The organism is Vibrio sp. 1-Bac 57, assembly GCF_037546855.1.
In the GTDB taxonomy this organism is placed as follows: Bacteria; Pseudomonadota; Gammaproteobacteria; order Enterobacterales; family Psychromonadaceae; genus Psychromonas.
Genome location: NZ_JALAAC010000037.1, coordinates 16,413 through 41,188, shown reverse-complemented (window position 1 = coordinate 41,188; position 24,776 = coordinate 16,413). Strand labels below are relative to the sequence as shown.

Sequence of the window (24,776 nt, the reverse complement as noted above, 5' to 3'; positions counted from 1 at the left end):
GGTTCCGAGAGCGCAGCAGGCCGATAATACCTATTATTCTGATTTTGTTAGGCAATGGGATGTAAGAGACATTATTGAATTATTCTACTATCAAGATGGTGTCATGATTGGTGGCTCATCACTTTTTTTCAACAAAAACTCTGAAGAACTTAATAAAAATGAATTAGCCAGATTAGTAGGTCTACAACGATATATAGAGTTCACTTTAAATAAGCAGTTACAGAATAATACTAAGATTAGCTATGAGGATTTTTGCTTGCAGTATGGTTTAACGAATAAAGAGAAAATAATTCTTCAACTGGCTATTCAAGGATTGCAAAATAAAACCATTGCATCAAATCTCAAATCGAGCTTACCGACCGTAAAAACGCATTTACAACATCTATTTTCTAAATTACAAGTGAGTAGTAAGATTGAGTTAGTCAATAAAGTTTATGGTGCAAACTGTATTCTATAAGTTGATTTTCACTGACTTTGACTATTGAATTAGCTCGGGTAGAGTGGTATTCGTGGGAATCTAAGTTAATTAAATTCACTCGATAATGATCATAACTGAAACATTATCGAGTGAGTTTTATATTAAATTTTATTAATGTTGGTTACTTGCAGCAAGCTATTCTCTAATAAACCTTCTAGCCCAAATTCAACACCAAAGCCTGACATTTTGCAGCCTCCAAATGGGACGTGGGGTAGAATTTCAGCATGACCATTGATCCAAACCGTCCCACAATCTAATTTTGATGCTAATTGCATTGCTGAGTCTAAATCTCCCCAAATTGAACCACCTAAACCAACCTCTAAAGAGTTAGCTTGTTGAATTGCATCATCAACGTCAGTGTATTTAATAATAGGAACAACTGGCCCGAACTGCTCTTCATCAACAATTCGCATTCCATGGTTTGCATTACCTACAATAGTAGGGGGGTAAAAGTAACCTGGAGTATCTAATCTGTTGCCTCCGGCGTAAATAGTTGCGCCATGGGATTTAGCATCTTCAACCAGTGAAATAACTTTTTCTAACTGATTTTTATTCTGAACTGGACCAAAGGTGGTATCAGCTGATAAACCTGAACCAACAATATTTTTATCCGCTATTTCAGCGAGTAATTCACATAATTGATCATGTTGCGATTGGTGTACATAAATTCGTTTAATAGCGGCACATGTTTGCCCCATATTAATGAATGCCGTATTAAAAATAGCTTCAGCCAGTTTGCTTAAGTTGGCATCGGGTAGAATCACCGCTGCATCATTACCGCCAAGTTCTAGGGTTAAACGCTTAAGGTTATTTGCTGCTGATTTCATGATACGTTGGCCGCTTAAGGTTGAGCCAGTAAACACTATTTTATTAATTTTTTTGTGTTCACTCATTGCTTGGCCAATCTTTCCATCACCACACACCACACTAAAAACACCTGCAGGCAATACATCTTGAAGTAGTTCTCCTAAGCGTAAGGTATTAATAGGGGTCAACTCAGAGGGTTTGCTAATAACCGTATTACCCATTCTAAGTGCCGGTATTATGTGCCATATTGCAATCATTAATGGCCAGTTCCATGGCGTGATGGAGCCGACAACGCCGATTGGTTTACGTCTACCTTCAATGCGCTTGTCATCTGTTTCTTGATAAACTTCAACCGGAATGTCGATATTGGTAGCATACCGAGTCCAAGCGACTGCGCCACCTACTTCCATATGTGCAAGTTGTAATGGTTTACCTTGTTCGTTGACTATTATATTGGCGAGTTGTTCTGCATTTTCTTCGATTGTATCTGCAATTTTATTAATATAAACATCTCGTTCTGCTTGGCTTAATGCACTCCAAGTTTTAAATGCATTCACTGCACCTTCAACGGCTAAATCAAGTTGCTCTATAGATGCTTGTGGCGCTTCATATATCACTGTTTCATCTGCAGGGTTAAGCACGGAAATAGGGGATAAATCGCCCTCTGCATTGGCACCGTTTATTGTCATCCATAATTTGTTCATTTATTTCTCCTAGTTAATATTTATTTTTTTGAGTCTTTAACTAACGTCACTACAAATAATGTGATCGATACAATGATCATGATCAGTAGCGTCAAACTAATTGGTCGTTCTACAAAAATGGCGAAATCACCGTTAGAAACGCCAAGTGCTTGCTTCACTCGAGTTAGAAATACAGGGCCTAGCACTAAGCCAAGAATGATTGGAACCGCGGGAATTTGCTCTCTTTTTAAAATGTACCCAAAAATTGCAAAGCCTAATGCAATGAGCGCATCTGAAAATTGATAATTTTGGCTATAACTACCGATAAAACCAAGAATCAAAATAATAGCGCCTATGAAACGACCTCTAATTCTTGTTAAATTAACAATTAATTTGCTGGAAAAAGTCAGGTATAAAAATGCCACAATATTGATTAAAAAAATCGATATATATAATCCCGAAATAAATTCTGGGTGCTCAGCAAATAGGGTAGGACCGGGTATATAATTATGAACCATAAATACTGACAGTAACATCGCCATCAAAGCATCAGCAGGGATACCAAATGCAAGTAGGGGGATCATAACTGATGCCGTTACCGCATTATTTGATGTTTCAGAGGCAATTAATCCCTCTTCAGCTCCGTTACCAAATTTCTCTGGTGTCTTAGAAAACTTTTGTGCAAGGGTATAAGAAAAGAATTGAGAGCCAAATTCACCAACACCGGGTAATAACCCCATGAGAACGCCCAATGCTGCTGAACGAAAAGCGGTCCACTTATATTTCCATACCACTAACATGCCAGAGAATCTGCCTTCTCCTTCATATTTTGTAATTTGTGAGTCATTGCCTTTTTGAGATAGCAGCACAAATGCTTGTGACATAGCAAACAAACCAATGACTGTTGGGACCAGAGGTACCCCTCCGTATAACCATTCTTGTTCAAATGTATAGGTCATGGTGTTATAAGACCTGTCAATGCCAATCGAGCCAAAGAATATACCTAATCCAAGCATCATTGCGGCTGAAAATGCTTGTTTATAATGTGCCATAACAACAAAAATCATGCCTAAAGCGGCTAACATAGCAAATTCTGTCGAGCCAAATAATGTGGCTACCTGTGATAGTATTGGTGCTAAAAATATCAGTGATAGCACACTAATAATACCGCCTACAAAAGACGAAGAATAAGCAATCGAGAGTGCTTTTTTACCCTGCCCTTTTTTGGTCATCGGGTAACCGTCATAGGTGGTTAGCACGGCAACTGGCGTCCCTGGGGTATTCATCAAAATGGCTGGGATCGCTCCGCCATACCATGCACCACCATAGACGCCAAGTAATAGCGTGACGCCTGGTAACGGGTCCATTGCAAATGTCATTGGTAATAAAATAGCAATAACGCCGGCAGGTTCAAGACCAGGAATAGAGCCTATCGACACCCCTAAAACCGCACCAAAAATAATAGCAAGCATAACGTTTATCGTTATTATTTCTTGCATGCCTAATAAGAAAACATCCATAATTTTATCTCTATTTACAAGTACATATTCGCGAATTCAGATAAAGAATCGGGAAACAAGTTATACAGCCAAACATCAGGTAACCAAACACTAACGATGACTCTAAATATTACGATCAAGATGGAGACTGAGATAAGCGACATAACCACCCAAAAGCGATTAAATAGATTACTAATCCAAAGCATTGAAATGATCAGTACAAAACTTGAGATAGCAAAACCGACCACTGACAAACTTGCGATAAATAAGTAAAAAAACATGCTAATTATAATCGCGGTTCTATATTTACTGACTGCGTTAAAACTTAACTCAATGGGGTTTACATTTTTCAAACAGTGAAAATTTTTCTTAGTGTTGACTAATAAATAGGTACCACTAAAAATTGAAATAATAGATAGCCCAAATAAAGGGGCAACAAAAGGCTGAGAATACCAGCCATGTGTAGTTGTTACTGCCGCTGCTTCAAAGGGTTGTAGAAGTATCAGCACGAGGGAGCCAATAAAAGATAATAAATAAAAGTAATAGTTCATCGGTAATTCATTGTCCGTTGAGTCACTTGTATTTTTTTCATCTATCTCGATTTCAATCGCCATTCTTTTCTCCCTTATTGTGAAAATATGAGTAGATAATTTATCTACTCATATTTAAATTACTTCATATATTCCAATAACTCTTTCGCACCTAAAAAATCATTGTTAATAATAGTTTGTGCTTCTTTTCCGCCAATCCAAAAAACATTAGCTCCAGTGCTTTCACTGATGTCTTTTACCTGTGGTGACTTTAATGCCGCCTGTGCTATATCAGCAATTTTTTGTTTGATATTTTCAGGTGTGCCTTTTTTAACAAATAGACCATTCCAGGTTGTTTGACTTACACCTGTTTGCTCATTAAGCGTTGCTACATCAGGGCTAATACTCATGCGATCTTGAGTGATGGAAGCGATAATTTTGACATCGCCTGATTGTAAGCAGGATAGGATAGTTTGTGTGGTTGTATTAACAACGTCTGCATCACCATTTGCTAAGGTGTTACAGTTAATGGAATCAAAGGGAGCATTTGAAGAGAATTTAAGGCCAACTTTATCTGCAGCTTTAAATGTGATCGCCGTTGGTAGAGCTTGATAACCAAAATGTGCTAGCGAGACATTGTTTTCCTGAGAATACTTAGCTAGCTCAGCCATATTGTTATAGGGTGCGTCATTTTTAGCTGCAATTACAAAAGGATAATCTAAAAAAATACCGACAGGCTCAAAGGTATTTTGATCAAAAGGTGCATTACCAGATATGATCTGAGTCGTCAGAATGTCTGCTACAAAAGACCCTATGGTGAGGCCGTTAGCTTTACCTCTACCGACCTGAGCCGCTCCAATAACGCCACCACCGCCAGGTTTATTAATGACAGTCGCAGGTTTACCTGTTTGGCTAGACATCTCTTCAGCAATTAAACGCGTAAGGATATCTTCGATATCACCGGGCGGCCAAGGAACAATAAATTTTACAGGTCTATTAGGATACTCCGCGGCCATGACAGGAACAGCAGAACATACGACAGGTAGTAACATTGCTAAACAAACTTTTAATTTTTTCATATTAAATCCTTTGATGATTATTGATTAAAATGTTGCTAAATTTTTACGGGCTTCCAATCCATTTGGAAGGGGGACCATTAAAACTGGGATTGTTGCTGTTTGCAGAACTTTATTGACTGTAGAGCCTAAGAACATTCTGGAAAAAGGGCTGGATTTACGGTTTCCCATAATAATTAAGCCGGCATTGGTTTTCTCTGCTACGTCTATGATGACTTTTTCCGGAGGACCAAATTCTATATTAATTGAAAATTTAGGGGGAGTGCCTAAGTCACTAAATTTAACCAGTGCAAATCGCTGTATCCTTTCTCTTATTTTTGATGCGGTTTCTTGCTTTCGTTGAGAAGAATGGATTTTTTCTATTCCCTTTGGCAGATATGAATAGGAAGCCTCGGATGTGATGGTTTTAATACTTTCAATCGCATGAACGTAAACAATTTCAGCTTGGTTCTTTATTGCTTGATTAATGGCAACATCAAATGCTCGCCAGCTTCCTTGACTAGCGTCTGAAGCATAAATGATGACTTTAATATCGTTTCTCATGGCATTTCCTTTTCATAACTGGTGAGCTATTAAAAAAGATAATCCCTCTCATTGAAATCAACCTTAAGGATGAGAAAGCGTATTTTAACGGTGTAATCTGACCTATGTCGCATTTGTGTTTTTAGTTATGCCACAATCAATATTTTTCTTTTTAAATTAAAGTTGTTATTAATCATAGGATTAAGTTGTTTCGTTCTGAATTTTACTCTGAATGAATACTGCTTTATCAACCTTACGGCTGATTGTTAGCTGTTGATGGCTATGTTTTTATATCGTCATAAAAAACGCTAAGGACGAGAAGATGAAAAGACATTTAGACTCTGAAACATATTACTCTGCAACAAAGAAATATGACTTAAGTTTCCCCAGACTGACAGACGATATTGAAGCTGATGTGGTCATCATTGGAGGTGGGTTTACAGGAGTTAACACCGCACTTGAATTGGCTGAAAAAGGTTTTACTAATACGGTTATTTTGGAAGGACGCTACCTTGGTTATGGTGGCACGGGACGAAATGGTGGGCAAATTATGGCGGGTCTTGGCCATGATTTAGATACCGTTAAAAAGCACGTTGGACCTGAAGGTCTTCAAGAGCTATTTAAAATAGGTAATTTAGGTGCTGCTATTATTAAAGAGCGTGCAGAAAAATATGATATCAAGGCAGACTTTCGTCATGGTTACGCTTATTTAGGCAGTAATCCTCGTCAAGAAAAAACACTCAGAGCATGGGAAAAGGAATTCAAATCAGTGTCTTCTGATACTGAAATTGAATTGCTAACCGGATCCGATGTGAAAAGTGTTGTAGGTTCAGATGCTTATAGTTGTGCTTTAAAACATATGGGAGCAGGGCATGTCCATTCTTTAAACTTATTGTTGGGCGAAGCCAAAGCCGTAACAGAACTTTACGGTGTAAAAATTTACGAAAATTCAATGGTTATTTCCGTTGAATATGGCGATACCATTACTGTTCGGACTCCGACGGGCAGTGTAAAAGCCAAAAAACTACTTTGGGCATGCAATGGTTTCTTAGAAGGGATGGAGCCTGAATTACACAAAAAAACTATCAATACTCATGCATTTCAAATGGCAACCGAACCTTTATCCGATGAACTTATTGAACAGATAAGCCCTATTAGAGGAGCTTACAGTGATATTCGACCTGTTATCGATTACTACAGAGTAACAAATGAAAACCGTTTGTTATTTGGCGCGGCGACTCGCGCTATAGAGAACATCCCAAATGATCTTAAAGCTTGGAATCGAGATCAAATGTTAAAAATATTTCCATACTTAGATAAAGTCAAAGTTGATTACGCATGGGGTGGGCCGTTATGTGTTAGTGCAAGTCTCTTTCCACAAATGGGTACATTAAAAGGGCATGACAATGTCTTTTATGTACAGGGGTATTCAGGTTTCGGAGTCACGCCGAGTCATATCATTTGTAAAGTATTAGCGGAGGGAATGACTGAAAGAACAGAAAGATATGACCTGATCAGTGGCATCCCACATGTCACAATACATGGTAAAGATTATATCGCACCTGCACTTTTAACCGGAGGGAAGATGTGGCATCAAATTTCAGGTTATTGGAATGGGCGTCGTTAATATAAGCATTTAGATAGATTTTAATTTTTTACTGAAACTCAAGAAACATTAATTATTACTTACTCTTTAAATAAAGGAACAGAAAATGAAACCAATATTACTTAATGCAGTTCTACCGGAAATGGCAGAAATCGGAAGTGTTACTAACCTAGGCTCTACTGTAATTGAAGGAGATCCGCAGGCAAGTATAGCAATGGTAGATGGAGGCCCTGAAGACGCTGTTGCTTGTGGTATTTTTAAATGTACAAAAGGCGTATTTTCAATGCAATATCCTTTTACTGAGCACGCCACTATTTTGCAAGGCTCATTAAAATTAAAGAATTTAGATACGGGTGAAGAAGAAACATTTGGTCCTGGCGATTCATGGTTTGTAGCGCAAGGCAGCAAAGTTGAGTGGCATGTTTTATCTGATTATTTCGTTAAGCATTATTTATCTGTCGTAAAATAATTTATCGTTAATAACGTAACAGTTAATAATCAATGATTGTTGCGGCAACAGTTAATAATCATTGATTGTTGCCGCAACAATTTTATATAGCTCCCCATATAAAAGTAATTAATCAAAGCGTTATGCCTAATTAATTAGGGTGATGATGGCATCAGTATCAGCTTTATTTATCAAATAAGCGGAATGTCGTAAAAATACAATATTTCTATATTCAGCCTTACTAATATTGATATTGAAAAATATTACTCGGAAAGCCTATTTTTTGCTTATGTATTTGGGTAAACGCATCAGACAAAATAAGTCTCCTCTCAAAGTAAATCATTAATTACCAAAAATTTGAAAGCTAAATCACCCCGTGTACTTAAAGTTTACCAGCAAAATTTCGGATCACTTTATGGAATGTAGTAAGCCAAACAAAACGTGGAAAGAAAATCATCACCTAAGTGACACGGGCCATCTTTTAACCTCGGACTTAACTGGCAAAGCTGTTCGCTTACATTATATACCCGTTACCAATCAAGATGCTTTGTTCAGTCGTTAGCTCGGACAGCAAGGCAAGGCGCAACATGATGACAATGGCTAGTCCTTATCGAATGTTGTAACGCAGAATTGCTTTTCGAGCTAGCGACCCGCAGGGCAAGTTTTGAGGCAAGCATCTTCGTTGTTAGAAAGTATTGATTGAACCAGTTAGACCTTCAACTTTCTGCCTAGAAGCTACTCACCTCACAACTTGCTGAACTTTGCATCTTGAATGGTGACGGGTATGAATCTGGGCATGTGCTGGAGCAACATTGGTTAACAGGCCACTGTATATTGTGGAAGGGCATATCAGGCGGGCTTGATGGTCACTCTCAGACTGAAGAATATAACGCCGTTAAAATTGCTGATAATATTTATTTGATTAGTTGGATTGAAGCATCGACCACAACGGTAGTTAATGGACTTGATATTTCTGGACCTTGGTTAACGGATGTGGTTTTAGATTTTGAAAAAATGATCGCTACGGCCAGTTGGATGGGACCGACAAGCGACGGTAAGGTTGAGCATGTATTAGATCAAGCTACGATGCATTACATCGAGTGTGAATCTATGGTTATTAATAGTGAGAATAAATGATGAGTGTTAATAAACTATTAGCGAGGCGCTATAAGGTAATGGGTGAATATGCGCCCTTATTTTATGACCAGCCTATCCATATTATTAAGGGAAAAGGTGTGTGGCTTTATGATGCTGACGGCACTAAATACCTTGATATGTATAACAATGTCCCGACAGTAGGGCATTGTAATCCTTATGTCGTTAAACGTATTACTGAGCAAGTACAAACGTTAAATGTGCATACGCGTTATTTGCATGAAACTATCGTTGAATACTCAGAACGCTTATTGGCCACCTTTGATCAAAGCTTAGATATGTTAGTAATGACTTGTACCGGCAGTGAGTCTAATGATATCGCGATAAGAATGGCCCGAGAGCATACTGGCAAAATGGGTATTATATGCACCGATGATGCTTATCATGGTAACACCACTGTTGTTGATGAAATAGCCACGCAATTTCATCAAGGGCAAGTAAAAGGTTGTAATGTTAAATCTATCCCTACTCCTGACAGTTATCGTCCATTAGATGGTTTAACGGGAACAGCTTTAGGTAGTGCCTATGCGGATAAGGTTAAGCAAGCAATCGATGAGTTCAACGCAGAAGGAATTGGTTTTGCTGCGATGTTAATTTGTCCGATTCTTGCTAACGAAGCAATACCGGTTATTCCTGAAAAATTTATAGAATTAGCAGCGCAGCATGTTCGTGATGCTGGTGGTTTGGTGATTTTTGATGAAGTGCAATCGGGTTTTGGGCGCACTGGAAGTATGTGGGGATATCAACAAACAGGTGTCGTGCCCGATATCGTTACCTTAGGTAAACCAATGGGAAATGGACACCCAGTCGCTGGGGTTGTTACTAGCAGCAAACTTATGGATGAGTTTCGTTCACGTTCAGAATATTTTAATACCTTTGGGGGGAATCCAGTTTCTTCAGCCGCTGCACTTGCTGTATTAGACGTGATTCAAAAAGATAATTTAATCGAAAATGCTAGAAAGATTGGTGCTTATCTCAAAGATGGATTAGAGCAATTAAAAGAAAAATATCAGCTCATTGGAGATGTTAGGCAGCGTGGCTTATTTATAGTTGTTGAACTGGTATTAGACTTGGAAAGTAAAGAACCCGCACCAGAGGCTGCGCACGCCATTGTTGAGTCGATGAAAAGTCAGGGCATATTACTAAGTAAAACGGGTATTGCTAGAAACGCATTAAAAATGAGACCACCAATTGTATTTAACCAAGAGAACGCTGATCAAGTACTGAGCGCATTGAATCAAGCATTCAATGAATTAAATTAATAAGGTGGGACTATGGACAAAGTGAGCAATAGTTATGAAGCAGCAATAGCAGTCTTATCAGATTGGGGTCTTGAAGGCAGTGAAATATCTCTTATTAAAGAAAGAGAAAATGCAGTTTTTGAAATTATAACCTCATGCCGGACACGTTATGCATTACGTATTCATCGTGCTAATTATCATTCAGATAAAGCACTGTTATCTGAATTAATTTGGATGGCGGCAGTTCAAGAAACGGAAATTAACGTACCACAGGCTATTCCAACATTGGATAAACGGCTTTTTTCTCATATTGAGATTGCTAATGATATACGACAAGTAGACTTATTTGAGTGGGTAGAGGGTGAACAACTAGGAAGTGTTGAAGAGGGTCTTGGCGAAAACCTTACTCACATTAATGATGTTTTTACAAAAATAGGTGAGACCGCGGGGTTATTGCACAATCAATCAAGCCAATGGCAACAACCCAGTGATTTTGAACGCCTAGTTTGGGATGCTAACGGATTAATAGGAGAACAACCTAACTGGGGCTGTTTTTGGAAACTTGAATCATTAACAGAACAACAAAAATCACTATTAGCTAAGGTAACTGTAAAAGCTAAGCGTGCGTTGGTTGAATTCGGTTGTGAGCCTCAGCGATTTAGTATGATTCATGCTGATTTTTCTCCTGAAAATATTTTATACGATGGTAATAAAATTCAATTAATTGATTTTGATGATGCAGGTATGGGGTGGCACCTGTTTGAAATAGCAACCGCACTTTATTCTTTCCAGTCAGATCCAAATTATGATACGGCTAAAAGTGCTCTGATACAGGGTTATCGCAATGTTCGATCGTTATCTGAACATGATATTAAACAACTGCCACTTTTTATGGCTCTGAGAGGGATAGCTTATCTAAACTGGCTTCAGACTCGCCAAACAGAGCAAGCGGCTCAAGCATTAGCGGCTGATCTTGTTGCTAGTTGTATGTTGGCTGTTAAGCAATATTTATCTCCTCTTGAGGAAGTTGCTTAAAATGTAACAACACAGATTATGTACGAGTAATAATATTAAATTCAACTAAATAAAAGTCTAGGTCCATGTAGTCATGATTTATAGATGACTATATGGACCTATGAATCATCAATGAAAGGGTATTTTATGGAAAATAAAACAGAATGGGTTCAAGTTGGCGATTTGGCCGCAGGTTTTGCACCAGATTCTAATATTTTAGAGTATGTTAATGACTTAGAAGGTAAAACTTTAGATTGTTTCATGGAAAATGGATGGTTGATACGACACACTTTTGATAGTGAAAACCGTTTAACCTGGGAAATTCTGGAGGGGAAAGGTGTGGGTGAAAAAGTCATTGAATCGTACACTGCTACCTGTATTCGAGAAGGGATTTATTTTATTGATTTTATTAAGTCTCAGGAGAAAGCAACTACTGTTAGCTTAATTATTAATTTAAACACAAATAATGGTACTGCTGTTATTAATAGAATGCCGTCAAAAGAGGAAACAATGCGCCCAGCATACCAAAGCGTTCTGGATGGTGATTTACTGACGGCAGTTGATTCAGCTTTTGTACAATTTACCATTGGTACGGCATACACTGAAGGTAGAGGCCATCACGTTACCGATGAACTTATTGGCAAAAGAGTACAATATACCTATAGTCCACACGAGTCTTATGAGCATGTATATTTGAATCAAAATTATTATACATGGCAATGCCTTAACGGTGTTGAAAAGGGCTTGGCAGATACTGACCTTTGTCATTATTACAAAATTGATGAAGAGCTATACTTATTTGTTTGGCGTGAAAAAATCATACCGACAGCTGGTGTAATTATGATTGATCTTAAACGTTTAAAAACAACGGGGAAAATCGTAGGTTATGATGGTACTGATTTTAAAAAACTCAATAACTTTCCCGTTGGTGCCTATGCTAAGTTACTCAATGAAACTAACCATATCATTTAATTGAGCTGAACTATTCAGCTTATCTATTGACTTAAAGCGATAGCATTTTAAGTCAATTGTGCAAAGTATGGGTATAAGATAGCCCATACTTTTGGTCAGCATGGCAGTTTTTTTCACTTATTAATATCATCCCCATTAACCACTTCAATTCAAGTTGTAACAAGTAGTTGTGACAAGTAGTTGTAACAATTACTTGTTACACACCCTCAATATTTGGCCCTTATACTTTTAAGATCAACCTATCTTTTTTCATCATTTTTTAATGAGACACTTTATTCAAGGCTTAACTTTCGAAAGCTCAACTTTGGGTTGTTATTTAAACACTAGATGCTATTCATTTAAATACTATATGCTAAGCCGCAAACAAGTAACTTAACGTGTTAACTACAATTTTTAAGTTTTTATACGGAATATCAGCTGTTTATACTCTTTTTGTTTTTTTTCGACTATATAAAACAACTATTACTAAATAATGAGACACGTGTCTTATAAGTACGTTAAATTCATTTTTACCTAAAAAATATAGTGTGTTACGCGATTATAGAAAGAGAGGGAGAGGTCACATAACAATAAATATGTCGTTAAAAGAGCTTAATATCAGAAGCTAATTCCTTTAACATGATTTCAAGTAAATGGTTAACGCGTTAAGTAAGTGGGTTTGTAAAGGTTGAATAATGAATGAACCTTAACAATCCAATATATCGCTTAAGTGCTTGTAAGTTGCTGTATTAGCAAAGACATAATCATATACATGGACATATTAGTAATGAAAGGGGTTGTTTTAAACCCATTTTGAACGAATTAAATACCTCAAAGGAGAGCAATAATGATGAAAACGAATTTTTTGAAATTTATGATTGCATTATGTTTTAGCTTAGTAATATCAAAAGCAGCGAGTGCAGCTCAAGTTTTACATGTAGCAACTTGGTTACCACCTAGCCACACCATGAATGTCGATTTTTGGCCAACTTGGGGGAAATGGGTAGAAGAAGCGACAGAGGGTCGAGTTACTGTAAAAGTTGAATACGGAATGGGTCACCCAAAAAGTATTTATGACTTAGTTGAAGATGGTGTAGCTGAAGCAGGTTTTAGTTACCACGGATATGTACCGGGCCGCTTCAAACTACCACAGGCTGTTGAACTACCAGGTTTAGGTGTTAAAGCAGAAGCTGCCTCGGTTGCTCTTTGGAGAGTACAACAAAAGTACTTTGCTAAAGCGCATGAATTCGAAGGTTTAACATTAATTGGTATGTTTACTCATGGTCCTGGTTATGTACATACCATCGATCCTATTACTAGCCTTGCACAATTAAAAGGTAAGAAAATTCGTATTGGCGGTGGTATTCAAAGTGAATTAGGTGAGCGTTTAGGTATTACACCAATCGCAGCACCAGCTTCAAAAGTGTATGAAATGCTACAACAGGGCGTTATTGACGGTGTATTTTTACCTATTAACGAGCAAAAAGCGTTACGTTTAGCTGAAGTTGCACCGAATGTATTAAAAGTACCAGGCGGTATGTACTTAGGAAGTTTTTCTATTTTTATGAATGAAGATTTTCTAGCTAATTTAAGTCAAAAAGATCGTGATGCGATAATGAGTGTGTCGGGTGAAAAACTATCTGCATTAGCAGGGCGTTTATACGATGAAGATGATATTAAAGGTGAGCAATACGCTAAAGAAATGGGCGGTAATATCGTTGAAGCTGAAAAAGGCGGAAAACTTAGCCAAGAATTTCAAAAAATTAGCGAAGGTTTAGAAGCTGAATGGGTAGAAAGTGTTAAAGATACTGGCGTTCAAGGTCAACAAGCTTTGGATGAATTAAAAGAAATTGCACAAAATTACGGTAACTAATTATGACGCTAAATAATTGGATTTCAGCACACTATGAAGAACAAGGTATGGCCATTAAATGGGTTGCCTTCTCATTAGAGCTTATTGCAGGTATTACATTGTTATTACTGATGTTTATTACTTGTACTGATGTGGTCGGGCGGTATCTATTCAACAACTCTTTAGATGCTGCAAGTGAGTTAACAGAAATTGGTATTGCCATCATAGTATTTGCTGAGATGCCAATTATTACTTGGCGTGGTGGTCATGTTGTTGTTGATATGTTGGATAATTTCTTAGGCGGAACCATTGTTAAAGTGTTGGGTGTTCTTTCAATATTGGTTATTTCAAGCTCTTTATACTATTTAGCGGCCAAAATATTTTTTCTAGGTGCTCGCTCAATTAGGCGCTCAGAGGCCAGTGAATTTCTCGCTATTCCAATGGGATACGTGGTGCAGTACATCGCAATAATGAGCTGGGTAACTGCTGCGACAGTGATTAGTTACGGTACTTATCACTTATTAAAGAAAACAAAATCTACCAAAAACAAAGAGGCTTAATATGACGATTGCATTAATTGGTTTTGCGATACTGTTATTGATTATTATTGTCGTACGTATTCCTATTGCGTTCGCGATGGGCATAGTAGGCTTTGCAGGGTTTGCTTACCTGCAGGGCTTAAGCTTCGATAACATGATGACGTTTAATTGGAATAGTAGCTTATCAATGGCTGCAAAACGAGTAGCTGACACTGCTCAAGAATATAGTTTATCGGTGATCCCATTGTTTATTTTGATGGGTAATTTAGTGACTAAATCAGGCTTGTCTAAAGAGCTTTATCGCGCTTCTTATTCATTTCTTGGCCATAAAAAAGGTGGCTTATCAATGGCTACGGTGGTTGCCTGTGGTGGTTTCTCTGCAATTTGTGGTTCAAGCTTAGCAACTTCTGCAACCATGGCGAAAGTGGCCATGCCTGAGATGCGTAAATATGGCTATGCAGACTCTCTAGCAACTGCATCGATTGCAGCAGGTGGTACATTAGGTATTTTGATACCACCGAGTGTGATATTGGTGTTATATGGCATCATGACTGAAACCAGTATTCGTGAGCTATTCGCAGCTGGATTCATTCCTGGTTTTATGGGCATTCTTTTATATTTGGGTGCGGTAAAGTGGACTGTTTGGCGTAACCCTGAAACAGGCCCTTGTGGTGAAAAAATGTCGTGGCAAGAGAAAAAGGCGGCGTTAAAAGGGGTTTGGGGAGTATTGATTCTATTTGGTATCGTGATGGGAGGTATTTACTTCGGTATATTTACACCAACGGAAGCAGCTGGTGTGGGCGCTGGAGGTGCATTTTTAATCGCGATAAGTAGACGTTCGCTTTCTCTTAGTGGTTTATTTGAAACATTAACAGATACTGCGCGTACTTCTGCAATGTTGTTTGCTGTGCTTATTGGTGCGCTTATTTATTCAGACTTTATTAACCGTGCAGGCATGCCCGACGACATATTTAATATGGTCAGCCAACTGCAAATATCACCAATGTTAGTTATTTTTGTCATACTGGCTATTTATATCGTATTAGGAATGGTATTTGAGAGCCTTTCTATGATGTTATTGACCGTGCCTATTTTTTATCCATTAGTGCAAAGCTTAGGGTTTGACCTTGTGTGGTTTGGTATAGTAGTGGTGGTGGTGACTGAAATTAGTTTGATAACACCGCCAGTGGGGATGAATGTATTTGTATTAAGTGCGGTGCTCAAGGATGTTAAAGCTAGCACTATATTCAAAGGGGTAACACCGTTTTGGTGTGCTGATATTGTGAGGTTATTATTGGTTACTTTGATAGCACCGATCGCAATGGCATTACCGATATGGCTATATAGATAAGCCTCACATTCGTGATCGTTCATATAACAAAGGATAAGTTATGTTATCAAAAGTGAATAAAATACTATATGCGTCTGATATCGAAAAAGGATCTCGCCCTGCACTACGAGCTGCGGTTAATCTATGTGGTCGATATCAATCAGAAATTACTTACTTACACGTCATAGAGCCGATAAGTAGTGCGATTAAATCTAGGATTAATGACCTCATTGAAGAAGCTGATTTAGATGAACTCTATAATCAAAGTTTGGTAAATTTGAAGCACAAGCTTGAAAAAAGAGTAGATGACTTTTTGAAATCAGAAATGCAAGAATCCGACGTATTAAAAATGACTAAAATAAAATCCCGTATTGAAGAAGGAGTCGCCTGGAAGACCATTGTTAATGTTGCTAATGAAATGGATGCGGACCTTATTGTTATGGGCACTCGTACCTCTTCATCTGCGGGGCAATTCTTCACTGGCTCAACGGCCAATAAAGTGATGTTAAATTCTAAACGTCCATTATTAATCATTCCATTAACAGATAAAGAGTAACCTAACTTTAGTTTATGATTTTTCTATTCAAAGCCTATCAATAAGACGATCACTTTACGTGGTTTTATTATTGGCAGGCTTTTTAGTTTGTAAGGAGCCCTAATATTAACTGCCTATAATATTAATAGCTTAGTTTTTACTCGTACTCTTACATACTCATCACCAACCCAAATATTTTTTACTTACCTTTGGAACATTAAGAGAGCTTTAAGATAGCGTGCAATGCTTCATTTTAAATGAATGAACCTTTGCGTAAGCTTTGAGGTAAGCACGTTCTCTGTGATTACATCTGGTTATTAAATTTCAAATGCTCCCTTAGCCCTGCAATTTTATACTTAGATACTTAGATACTTAGATACTTAGATACTTAGATACTTAGATACTTAGATACTTAGATACTTAGATACTTTGTATGCTTTATTTGCTGATTTTCATGGCGAGTTATAATGACGATACAAGAAGGGCCTTTATATAGGCCATCGCCTTATTGATGGCTTAATGGCCTCTTATGGCTAGAGGGAGTGGGGAATAAATACTTGTTTTAAATGAAAATGAGGTTGATTTGAGGGAGTAAATAAACAGCTGTAATGACTAGGTTACTTTTGATGAATTATAGAAGGGAGATAACATTTAGGGAAAGTTTGTACTGTGATGGACAATATTGTTACAAATAATATTGCGATGAATAGTAAAGCTAAAAGTGAGATTATAAATAATAAAGAGTAACGTTATGAATCATAATGTTACTCTTTATTAGTGTTAACAAAGGCTTTAAAATTATTAAAACCTATTAACTACCTAGACCGCCTAAACAGATGTATTTCATTTCTGTGTAATCATCTAAACCGTATTTAGAGCCTTCTCGGCCATTACCTGATTCTTTGATGCCACCAAAAGGAACCATAGCAGAGCTGATCGCGACTTCATTGATACCTACCATGCCATATTCTATGTTGGTAGCTATTCGCCAAGCACGGCTAATGTTGTCGGTAAATACATAGGAAGCAAGACCAAATTCAGTATCATTGGCTAAATCAACAGCCTCTTGCTCACTATGGAATTTGAAGATCGGTGCAACAGGTCCAAAGATCTCTTCTCTAAAAATTTCCATTTTAGCATCAAGATTGGTCAAAATAGTCGGCTCGAAAAAGCAGCTTCCTAAATCTGATATGTTGCCGCCAATTTCTACTTTTGCACCTTGTTTAATTGCTTGCTGAACCAAATTATTAACATCATTAGCTGCTTTTTCTGATACTAATGGACCGTGTGTGGTGCCTTGATCAAATCCATTGCCTAATTTAAATTGTTCAACTCTTGCTTTAAGTTTAGCGACAAACAGATCATAAATACCGTCTTGAACCAATATTCTATTTGCACAAATACAGGTTTGGCCTGAGTTTCTGTATTTTGAAGCAAGGGTTGCTTCTATCGCTTTATCCATATTGGCATCATCAAAAATAATGAGTGGTGCATTACCGCCTAATTCCATTGAAGTTCTTTTAACGGTATCTGCACATTGCTTCATTAGCACTTTACCAACAGGTGTTGAGCCTGTGAACGTAAGCTTACGAACAATCGAGCTATCAGTTAATACTTTACCTAGGTCACGTGATTTACCAACAATGACGTTGATTACCCCCGCAGGAATACCTGCACGCTCTGCTAATTCAGCTAATGCTAATGCAGATAAAGGAGTTTCTAGTGCGGGTTTAATAATGATCGTACAACCTGCAGCTAAAGCTGGCGCAGCTTTACGAGTGATCATTGCATTAGGAAAGTTCCACGGTGTGATAGCAGCAACAACACCGACAGGTTGACGAATGACTAAGGCTTGTTTGTCTTGGCCTGGTAAATTGATCACATCGCCATAAATACGTTTAGCTTCTTCTGCAAACCATTCAACATAAGAAGCACCATAATCGATTTCACCAAGTGATTCCGCAAGCGTTTTACCTTGCTCCATCGTCATGATCGCAGCAAGATCTTGTTTATTTGCGATGATCAGGTCAAACCATTTTTTTAATAATTCAAAACGTGTTTGTACTGATGTTGTTTTCCACGTTTGAAATGCAGTATTTGCATCATCAATGACTGTTTTTGCATCTTGTTCATTGGACAGTGCAAGTGTAGTAATAACTTGACCTGTTGCAGGGTTAAGGACATCAGCCTGTGTTTCTGCTTTAGTTATCCATTTGCCGTTAAGGTAACTACCCGATTTTAATAAGGTTGAATCGATTAAACTATTCATTAATCACTCTCTTCTAAAGTTTGGATCAAATCATCTAGCAATTCATATAAAAGCTCTAATTTTCTGACGCCGAATTTTTCTTCAATGGCAACGTATCGTTCAATGGATTTTGGTGCGATTTTAGCAAACAGTTCACGGCCCAAATCAGTTAGTAATATTTTTGATCTACGTTGGTCATGCTCGGAAGCTTGACGTTCAACCAGCTTTTCTTTTACTAGAAACGTAATAATTCTTGATAGGCTTGGCATAAGCAAATAACAACGTTCTGCAATAGTGCTTATGTCAAGGCCATTTTCATGCTCCAAAGCTCGGATCACACGCCACTGCTGTGGTGTTAAGCCATGTTCTTTTAGTGATGGAATGAATTTTTTCATCACTGCTTCTCTTGTCTGCAATAGCGTCATTGGCAGTGAACGTTCGAAACTACGGAGTCTTTTAGTCATAATTATAAATCTTCGTCCTTAACACCATTAACTAAGGTACCAATACCTTCTACTTCGATCTCGACCACGTCGCCCGGTGCTAGGTAACGAGGCGGTTCAAAACGCGCACCAGCACCATTTGGTGTACCCGTTGCAATAACGTCACCAGGCTTTAAGTGGAAGAACTTTGAAAAGTAGCTAATGATATATTTAAAAGGAAACATCATACTCGCAGTTGTATCATCCTGTCTAACATCACCATTCACTCGTGTTGTGACGCGCAAGTTTTCAAACTGCTCTGCTGTAAATTCATCGGCACTGACCATCCATGGGCCAATCGCGCCTGAGTGAATAAAGTTTTTACCTTGAGTAACATTAAATTTAGCATGGCGAACCCAGTCACGAAGTGTGCCTTCATTCATGATAGTTAAACCGGCAATATGGTCGTAAGCATCTTCTTCTGAAATACGACGACCTTCTTTACCGATGATAATCACTATTTCACCTTCATAATCGAGCTTGTGTGATTCAGGTGGTCTAATAAGGGGCTGGTCATGGCCTGTAAATGAGTCAGGTGTGCGTAAAAATAAACTTGGATATTCTGGATCAGCAGAACCATCTTTGTATTCAGCATTTCGGTTTGCGTAGTTAACACCAACACAGGCAATTTTTCCAGGATTACTGATTGGTGGTAAAAACTCAACTTCATCTGCTTGATAATCAACGTCCAGTGCTTTAGCCAGCTTTTTCATTGCTTCAAGTTTATCATCTTGTAGAACTTGCAATAAACTCCCGCCTACTAAGTTACCTAAATCAATAACGCCTTGATCAGTTATTACTCCCCAAGACTCTTTACCTTCACGAACAAATGTTAGAAATTTCATTTTGGATCCCTCATTAAAAAAATCAATTAAAGCATAACACGTTAACTAATTGCCCGCAGTTTTTTGTACTTTTCATTCATTATGTGTATCAAATCCCGTTTTTATTCATAAGATAATAACTAGGGTTGACCTTTAAAATAAATATACTTAACCTGTTAACTAATATTTTATACAAAGACTTTTATCTGAACATATTTTAATTAATTTATAAATTGGAGTGACTCATGTCTGAATTTGAAAATAACTTAAGTAGAGCTGAAAACTATTTATCACGATTTAAAAATGTACCTTTAGGGCATTTTGTTGATGGTAAGTTTTATAGCAACCAGAGTACATTTACTAATTTCACTCCGGTAGATAATACGTCTATTGGTGAAGTTTCAGAGGGCACTGAAGCAGATATGGATAAAGCCTGCGAAGCGGCTAAAAAAGCATTTCCTGCTTGGCGTGATATGCCTGGCGCAGAGCGTAAAAAACTTCTACATCATTTTGCAGATAAAATAGTTGAACGAGCGGATGAAATCGCTTTAGTAGAATCAATGGATTGTGGTCAACCGATTCGATTTATGAAACAGGCTGCAATTCGTGGCGCGGCTAATTTTAGATTCTTCGCTGATAAAGCGGCTGAAGCACAAAATGGTTTATCGCTTCATCAAGATGAACATACCAACTTCACTATACGCACACCGATTGGTCCAGTTGGCATCATCACGCCTTGGAATACGCCATTTATGTTGGCGACATGGAAAATAGCACCGGCCTTAGCTTCTGGTTGTACTATCGTGCATAAACCTGCAGAAAAAACGCCACTCAGTGCTATGTTGATGGCTGAAATAGCCAAAGAAGCTGGTATCCCCGATGGCGTGTGGAATACAGTAAATGGCTTAGGTACTACGGTAGGTAAACGTATGACTGAACACCCTGCAATAAAAGCAGTGGCTTTAGTCGGAGATTCTGCAACTGGTCGCCATATTATGCGTCAAGGTGCTGATACCTTAAAACGTGTGCATTTTGAGTTAGGCGGAAAAAATCCTGTTATTGTATTTGATGATGCTAATTTTGAGCGTGCATTAGATGCAGTTGTCTTCATGATTTATAGCCTTAATGGTCAACGTTGTACTTCTTCAAGCCGTTTATTAATTCAAAATGGCATTAAAGAAAAATTCCTTTCTGCACTAGAGAAACGCGTTGCTAACTTGAAAGTCGGTCATCCACTTGACCCAAATACGGAAGTAGGGCCATTAGTACATAAAGAACACTTTGATAAAGTGATGCGTTATATGGGTATTGCACAACAAGACGGCGTAACCACTAAAGTAGGTGGCATCCATCGTGTTGATTTAGGCACTGGCAACTATGTTTCACCTACTTTATTTACCGATGCCGATAATACAATGCGTGTCGCGCGTGAAGAGATATTTGGTCCAGTATTAACCACTATTGGTTTTGAAACAGAAGAGCAAGCAATCAATATTGCAAATGACTCAGACTACGGTTTATCCGGTTATATTTGGACAGAGAACACAGGCCGAGCAATGCGCATGGCAAAACAAGTTGAGTCAGGTATGTTATGGGTTAACTCTGAAAATAATCGTAACTTACCTTCTCCATTTGGTGGCATTAAATCATCGGGTATTGGTCGCGATGGTGGTGATTGGAGTTTCGACTTCTATATGGAAACTAAAAACGTGTGTATTGCACATGGCACACATAAAGTACCCGTTTTAGGTGCGCTTTAAATCTTAAATATTAAGGAAATTTAATATGGGTAAACTTGCATTTGCTGCCAAAATAACACACGTCCCATCGATGTATTTATCAGAGATGGAAGGTGAACATAAAGGTTGTCGTGAAGCGGCAATCAACGGGCATAAAGAAATTTCACGCCGTTGCAGAGAACTAGGTGTGGATACGATTGTAGTATTTGATACGCACTGGTTGGTTAATTCTGGTTATCACATTAATAACGCGCCAAAGTTCGAGGGTGTTTATACCAGTAATGAGCTGCCACATTTTATTAAAAATATGCCCTACAGCTATGATGGCAATGTTGAATTAGGCGACATAATCGCCGATGTTGCTAACAAAGAGGGCGTAGCCGTAAGAGCACATTCCGATACAACATTAGGTATGGAATATGGCACGTTAGTACCCATGCGTTATATGAACGAAGACAAACATTTTAAAGTCGTGTCGATCTCTGCCATGTGCCAAGTTCATGATTTAAACGATAGTGCAAAGCTGGGTGCCGCATTAAGAAAAGCCATTGAAGAAGAATATGATGGAACCGTTGCTATTTTTGCTTCAGGTTCATTATCGCATCGTTTTGCTCAAAATGGCGTATCAGAACACTATCTACACAAAACATGGTCACCACTGTTAGAAAATATCGATCATCGTGTTGTTGAGATGTGGGAGCAAGGTGAGTGGGCAACCTTCACTGAAATGTTACCTGAGTATGCACTTAAGTGTCATGGAGAAGGTTTTATGCATGATACCGCGATGCTATTGGGTGCGTTAGGTTGGGATCAGTACAAGGGCAAGGTCGAAGTTGTGACACCTTACTTTGGTAGTTCTGGCACCGGCCAAATTAACGCCATTTTCCCCGTTGAATAAGAGAGGTTTGCGATGCCACATTTTATATTAGAACACTCTGGCAATTTAGAAGATAAGCAACTGAATGTAGATACCTTGTTCTCAGATTTAATTGAAATAGCTGTTTCTACAGGGATTTTTCCCTTAGCTGGGATCCGTTGCCGTGCTCATAAATGCGAACAATTCAGAATTGCCGATGGCACCAAAAGTTTTGGATTTGTTCATCTAAATGTTCGTATTGGTTCAGGGCGAACCGAAGAGCAGAAAGCAAGTTCAGCTAAACTTTTATTTTCGGTGTTAACCGATCATCTAGCGAGTATTTATGATAATCAGGGGCTGGCTATTTCATTTGAGCTTACTGAGCTACCGGAACATAAATTTAATAAAAATAACCTTCGTGACTATCTTGCGAAATAATAAAAATTAATGGGGAGAGTTTTTTTATGCTCAGTCAACAAATCATTGAACAAGCTGCAATTGACCATTTACAAGCAGAAGCGAGTACTACACAAGGTAAACCATTATCAATTAAATACCCTGATATGACCTTAGAAGATGGTTATGCAATTCAAAAAAGTTGGGTTAATAAAAAAATAGAACAAGGCCAAAAAGTGGTCGGTTACAAAATTGGATACACTTCACGTGCTATGCAAAAAGCATTAAACATTAATGAACCCGATTTTGGTGTGTTACTTGATAGCATGGTTTATAACGATGGTGATCAAATTGATGTGTCTAAATTCTGTGATCCTAGAATCGAAGTTGAGCTTGCCTTTGTGTTAAAAGATCGTTTAGAAGGTGAAAACATCACCATTTTTGACGTATTAAATGCGACCGACTATGTGGTACCTACGTTAGAATTGATTGATGCTCGAACTCATCGTAAGGACCCTGAAACAGGTTACACTCGAAAAGTAATGGATACCGTTGCTGACAATGCGGGTAATGCTGCGATCATTATAGGTGGCCGCCCAATTAAACCATTAGACATGGATTTACGTTGGTGTGGTGGTATCTTAAATATTAATGGCGTAGTTGAAGAAACAGGCCTTGCGGCAGCGGTACTTAATCATCCTGCGAATGGTATTTGCTGGGTTGCTAAACGTTTTGCGCCACACGGTATTTCACTTGAACCAGGACAGATTATTTTATCAGGCTCTTTTACTGCGCCAGTGGCAGTGAAAGCCGGTGATACAGTCAATGCTGATTACGGTCCATTAGGCACTATCTCTTGTCATTTTGTTTAAGAAGGGCTGTTAATGAAATTACCAAAAAATAAATTTAAACAAGCATTAAAGTCCAACAAAACCCAGTTTGGGTTGTGGATGGGATTACCGGACACCATTTGTGCAGAGATAGGTGCCGGTGCTGGTTTTGATTGGTTGTTAATCGATGCGGAACATGCACCCTATGATTTGCGCGGTATCCAAAGTCACTTACAAGCCATTGCACCCTACGACGTGCCCGCAATAGTAAGGCCACCGGAAGGCACAACGGCAGGTATTAAACAGTTACTTGATATTGGTGCACAGACTTTATTGATACCTATGGTTAATACCGCAGAGCAAGCGAAGCAGTTAGTGAAAGACTCTTTATATCCACCACAAGGTATTAGAGGTTTGGGTACATCGATGGCACGTGCTGCGCATTGGAATGGTATTGAAGGCTACTTACAAAAAGCCAATGATGAAATTTGTCTTATTGTGCAAGCGGAAACCAAGCAAGCTATCGATAATTTAGAAGAGATCGTTAATATCGAGGGCGTTCATGGGGTGTTTATTGGCCCTTCTGATTTATCAGCTTCTATGGGTTATGTTGGTAATCCAGGACATCCAGAAGTTGTTGCTGCCGTTGAAAAAGGGATTAAAACAATCTTAAAAGCAGGCAAAGCAGCAGGAGTATTAGCCGTTGATAAAACATTGGCTGAAGGCTATGCCGCAATAGGGGCTAGTTTTGTTGGTGTGGGTGTTGATGCAAGTTTATTAGCAACGTCTTTGCGTAATCTCGCTAGTCAATATTGTGATGAAGATGGAAAAGAAATTACAGCTAGCTATTAGTCGCTAAATATTAATTGCTAAAAATTAATCGCTAGTTGTTAAACATTAGCTACTAGCGATTAATCAAACATTTGAACATGATATTCATTTCATCATCGCATTTATTTTAGTCGCTAAGTTTAACGACTAAAACCCACCTAAGCATATAATAAGTGATGGTTAATATTCCTATATGACTATCACTTTCTGCTCATTGTTTATCGTATTATTTTGCAATCGTTTGCAGTAGCTAAATTGTCATTTTTAGTCATTAAATAATAGTTTGTAGTAGTGCAGCTGTTGA

The 24,776-nt window shown here is 38.2% G+C and carries 24 protein-coding genes; 16 read left to right on the top strand and 8 right to left on the bottom strand.

What is annotated here, in order from left to right; translation table 11 throughout:
* A partial coding sequence (locus tag MT391_RS17715; protein ID WP_499499281.1) for a response regulator transcription factor occupies nucleotides 1-457 on the top strand: 457 nt, incomplete at its 5' end.
* Between the two features lie 122 nt (nucleotides 458-579).
* On the opposite strand, the gene MT391_RS17710 is transcribed toward MT391_RS17715, so the two are convergent.
* From MT391_RS17710 to MT391_RS17690, 5 genes are read right to left on the bottom strand one after another with little or no spacing between them, the layout of a single operon-like run.
* Entirely contained in the window at nucleotides 580-1,989 is a 1,410-nt protein-coding gene (locus MT391_RS17710; RefSeq protein ID WP_499442674.1) for an aldehyde dehydrogenase family protein, read from the bottom strand.
* Nucleotides 1,990-2,009: 20 nt separating this feature from the next.
* Nucleotides 2,010-3,488, bottom strand: coding sequence for a tripartite tricarboxylate transporter permease (locus MT391_RS17705; protein ID WP_499499279.1), 1,479 nt, complete (start codon nucleotides 3,486-3,488; stop codon nucleotides 2,010-2,012).
* Between the two features lie 14 nt (nucleotides 3,489-3,502).
* Entirely contained in the window at nucleotides 3,503-4,081 is a 579-nt protein-coding gene (locus MT391_RS17700; protein WP_028867014.1) for a hypothetical protein, read from the bottom strand.
* Nucleotides 4,082-4,137: 56 nt separating this feature from the next.
* Nucleotides 4,138-5,049 (bottom strand): tripartite tricarboxylate transporter substrate binding protein, encoded by a 912-nt coding sequence (locus MT391_RS17695; RefSeq protein ID WP_499442711.1) that lies wholly within the window; start codon nucleotides 5,047-5,049, stop codon nucleotides 4,138-4,140.
* Between the two features lie 51 nt (nucleotides 5,050-5,100).
* Entirely contained in the window at nucleotides 5,101-5,616 is a 516-nt protein-coding gene (locus MT391_RS17690) for a universal stress protein (RefSeq protein ID WP_499499278.1), read from the bottom strand.
* Nucleotides 5,617-5,917: 301 nt separating this feature from the next.
* Here MT391_RS17690 and MT391_RS17685 point away from each other — a divergent pair, with 301 nt between their 5' ends.
* From MT391_RS17685 to MT391_RS17640, 10 genes are all read left to right on the top strand, one after another.
* Nucleotides 5,918-7,222 carry an NAD(P)/FAD-dependent oxidoreductase gene (locus tag MT391_RS17685; protein ID WP_499499276.1) on the top strand — a complete coding sequence of 435 codons (1,305 nt, stop codon included), beginning with the start codon at nucleotides 5,918-5,920 and terminating at the stop codon, nucleotides 7,220-7,222.
* Nucleotides 7,223-7,307: 85 nt separating this feature from the next.
* Complete coding sequence (locus MT391_RS17680; RefSeq protein ID WP_499499275.1) at nucleotides 7,308-7,670, top strand: cupin domain-containing protein; 363 nt, start codon at nucleotides 7,308-7,310, stop codon at nucleotides 7,668-7,670.
* A gap of 747 nt (nucleotides 7,671-8,417) precedes the next feature.
* Nucleotides 8,418-8,786, top strand: coding sequence for a MoaF-related domain-containing protein (locus MT391_RS17675; RefSeq protein ID WP_499499273.1), 369 nt, complete (start codon nucleotides 8,418-8,420; stop codon nucleotides 8,784-8,786).
* A complete protein-coding gene (locus MT391_RS17670) occupies nucleotides 8,783-10,066 on the top strand; it encodes an aspartate aminotransferase family protein (RefSeq protein ID WP_499499271.1) in 1,284 nt (427 codons plus the stop codon). Before MT391_RS17675 ends, MT391_RS17670 begins: the two co-directional genes overlap by 4 nt.
* 12 nt (nucleotides 10,067-10,078) lie before the next feature.
* Entirely contained in the window at nucleotides 10,079-11,080 is a 1,002-nt protein-coding gene (locus MT391_RS17665; protein WP_499499269.1) for a phosphotransferase enzyme family protein, read from the top strand.
* Between the two features lie 126 nt (nucleotides 11,081-11,206).
* A complete protein-coding gene (locus MT391_RS17660) occupies nucleotides 11,207-12,031 on the top strand; it encodes a molybdenum cofactor biosynthesis F family protein (RefSeq protein ID WP_499499268.1) in 825 nt (274 codons plus the stop codon).
* Nucleotides 12,032-12,857: 826 nt separating this feature from the next.
* On the top strand, nucleotides 12,858-13,883 hold the full coding sequence (locus MT391_RS17655) for a TRAP transporter substrate-binding protein (RefSeq protein ID WP_499442687.1): 1,026 nt from the start codon (nucleotides 12,858-12,860) through the stop codon (nucleotides 13,881-13,883).
* 2 nt (nucleotides 13,884-13,885) lie between these two features.
* Nucleotides 13,886-14,422: a TRAP transporter small permease gene (locus MT391_RS17650; RefSeq protein WP_499442688.1), complete on the top strand. Its 537-nt coding sequence runs from the start codon at nucleotides 13,886-13,888 to the stop codon at nucleotides 14,420-14,422.
* A gap of 1 nt (nucleotide 14,423) precedes the next feature.
* Complete coding sequence (locus MT391_RS17645; RefSeq protein WP_028867007.1) at nucleotides 14,424-15,752, top strand: TRAP transporter large permease; 1,329 nt, start codon at nucleotides 14,424-14,426, stop codon at nucleotides 15,750-15,752.
* A 40-nt stretch (nucleotides 15,753-15,792) separates the two neighbouring features.
* Nucleotides 15,793-16,287: a universal stress protein gene (locus MT391_RS17640; protein WP_499499266.1), complete on the top strand. Its 495-nt coding sequence runs from the start codon at nucleotides 15,793-15,795 to the stop codon at nucleotides 16,285-16,287.
* A 790-nt stretch (nucleotides 16,288-17,077) separates the two neighbouring features.
* On the opposite strand, the gene MT391_RS17635 is transcribed toward MT391_RS17640, so the two are convergent.
* Genes MT391_RS17635 through MT391_RS17625 form a run of 3 tightly spaced genes read right to left on the bottom strand, consistent with a single transcriptional unit; the run spans nucleotide 17,078 to nucleotide 19,841 of the window.
* A complete protein-coding gene (locus MT391_RS17635; RefSeq protein ID WP_499499264.1) occupies nucleotides 17,078-18,535 on the bottom strand; it encodes an NAD-dependent succinate-semialdehyde dehydrogenase in 1,458 nt (485 codons plus the stop codon).
* The gene (gene hpaR, locus MT391_RS17630) at nucleotides 18,535-18,978 is read right to left on the bottom strand and encodes a homoprotocatechuate degradation operon regulator HpaR (RefSeq protein WP_299662642.1); all 444 of its coding nucleotides are present in this window, start codon (nucleotides 18,976-18,978) and stop codon (nucleotides 18,535-18,537) included. The genes MT391_RS17635 and hpaR overlap by 1 nt, the downstream gene beginning before the upstream one ends.
* A 2-nt stretch (nucleotides 18,979-18,980) precedes the next feature.
* A complete protein-coding gene (locus tag MT391_RS17625; protein ID WP_499499262.1) occupies nucleotides 18,981-19,841 on the bottom strand; it encodes a fumarylacetoacetate hydrolase family protein in 861 nt (286 codons plus the stop codon).
* Nucleotides 19,842-20,065: 224 nt separating this feature from the next.
* Between MT391_RS17625 and hpaE the strand changes: the two genes are divergently transcribed.
* Genes hpaE through MT391_RS17600 form a run of 5 tightly spaced genes read left to right on the top strand, consistent with a single transcriptional unit; the run spans nucleotide 20,066 to nucleotide 24,493 of the window.
* The gene (gene hpaE / locus MT391_RS17620; RefSeq protein WP_499499260.1) at nucleotides 20,066-21,580 is read left to right on the top strand and encodes a 5-carboxymethyl-2-hydroxymuconate semialdehyde dehydrogenase; all 1,515 of its coding nucleotides are present in this window, start codon (nucleotides 20,066-20,068) and stop codon (nucleotides 21,578-21,580) included.
* 25 nt (nucleotides 21,581-21,605) lie between these two features.
* Nucleotides 21,606-22,457 carry a 3,4-dihydroxyphenylacetate 2,3-dioxygenase gene (hpaD, locus tag MT391_RS17615; protein ID WP_299662633.1) on the top strand — a complete coding sequence of 284 codons (852 nt, stop codon included), beginning with the start codon at nucleotides 21,606-21,608 and terminating at the stop codon, nucleotides 22,455-22,457.
* Nucleotides 22,458-22,469: 12 nt separating this feature from the next.
* On the top strand, nucleotides 22,470-22,853 hold the full coding sequence (locus MT391_RS17610; protein ID WP_499499258.1) for a 5-carboxymethyl-2-hydroxymuconate Delta-isomerase: 384 nt from the start codon (nucleotides 22,470-22,472) through the stop codon (nucleotides 22,851-22,853).
* 26 nt (nucleotides 22,854-22,879) lie between these two features.
* A complete protein-coding gene (gene hpaH / locus MT391_RS17605; protein WP_299662626.1) occupies nucleotides 22,880-23,683 on the top strand; it encodes a 2-oxo-hept-4-ene-1,7-dioate hydratase in 804 nt (267 codons plus the stop codon).
* A 12-nt stretch (nucleotides 23,684-23,695) separates the two neighbouring features.
* Nucleotides 23,696-24,493 carry an aldolase/citrate lyase family protein gene (locus MT391_RS17600; protein WP_299662623.1) on the top strand — a complete coding sequence of 266 codons (798 nt, stop codon included), beginning with the start codon at nucleotides 23,696-23,698 and terminating at the stop codon, nucleotides 24,491-24,493.
* Nucleotides 24,494-24,776 lie beyond the last annotated feature (283 nt).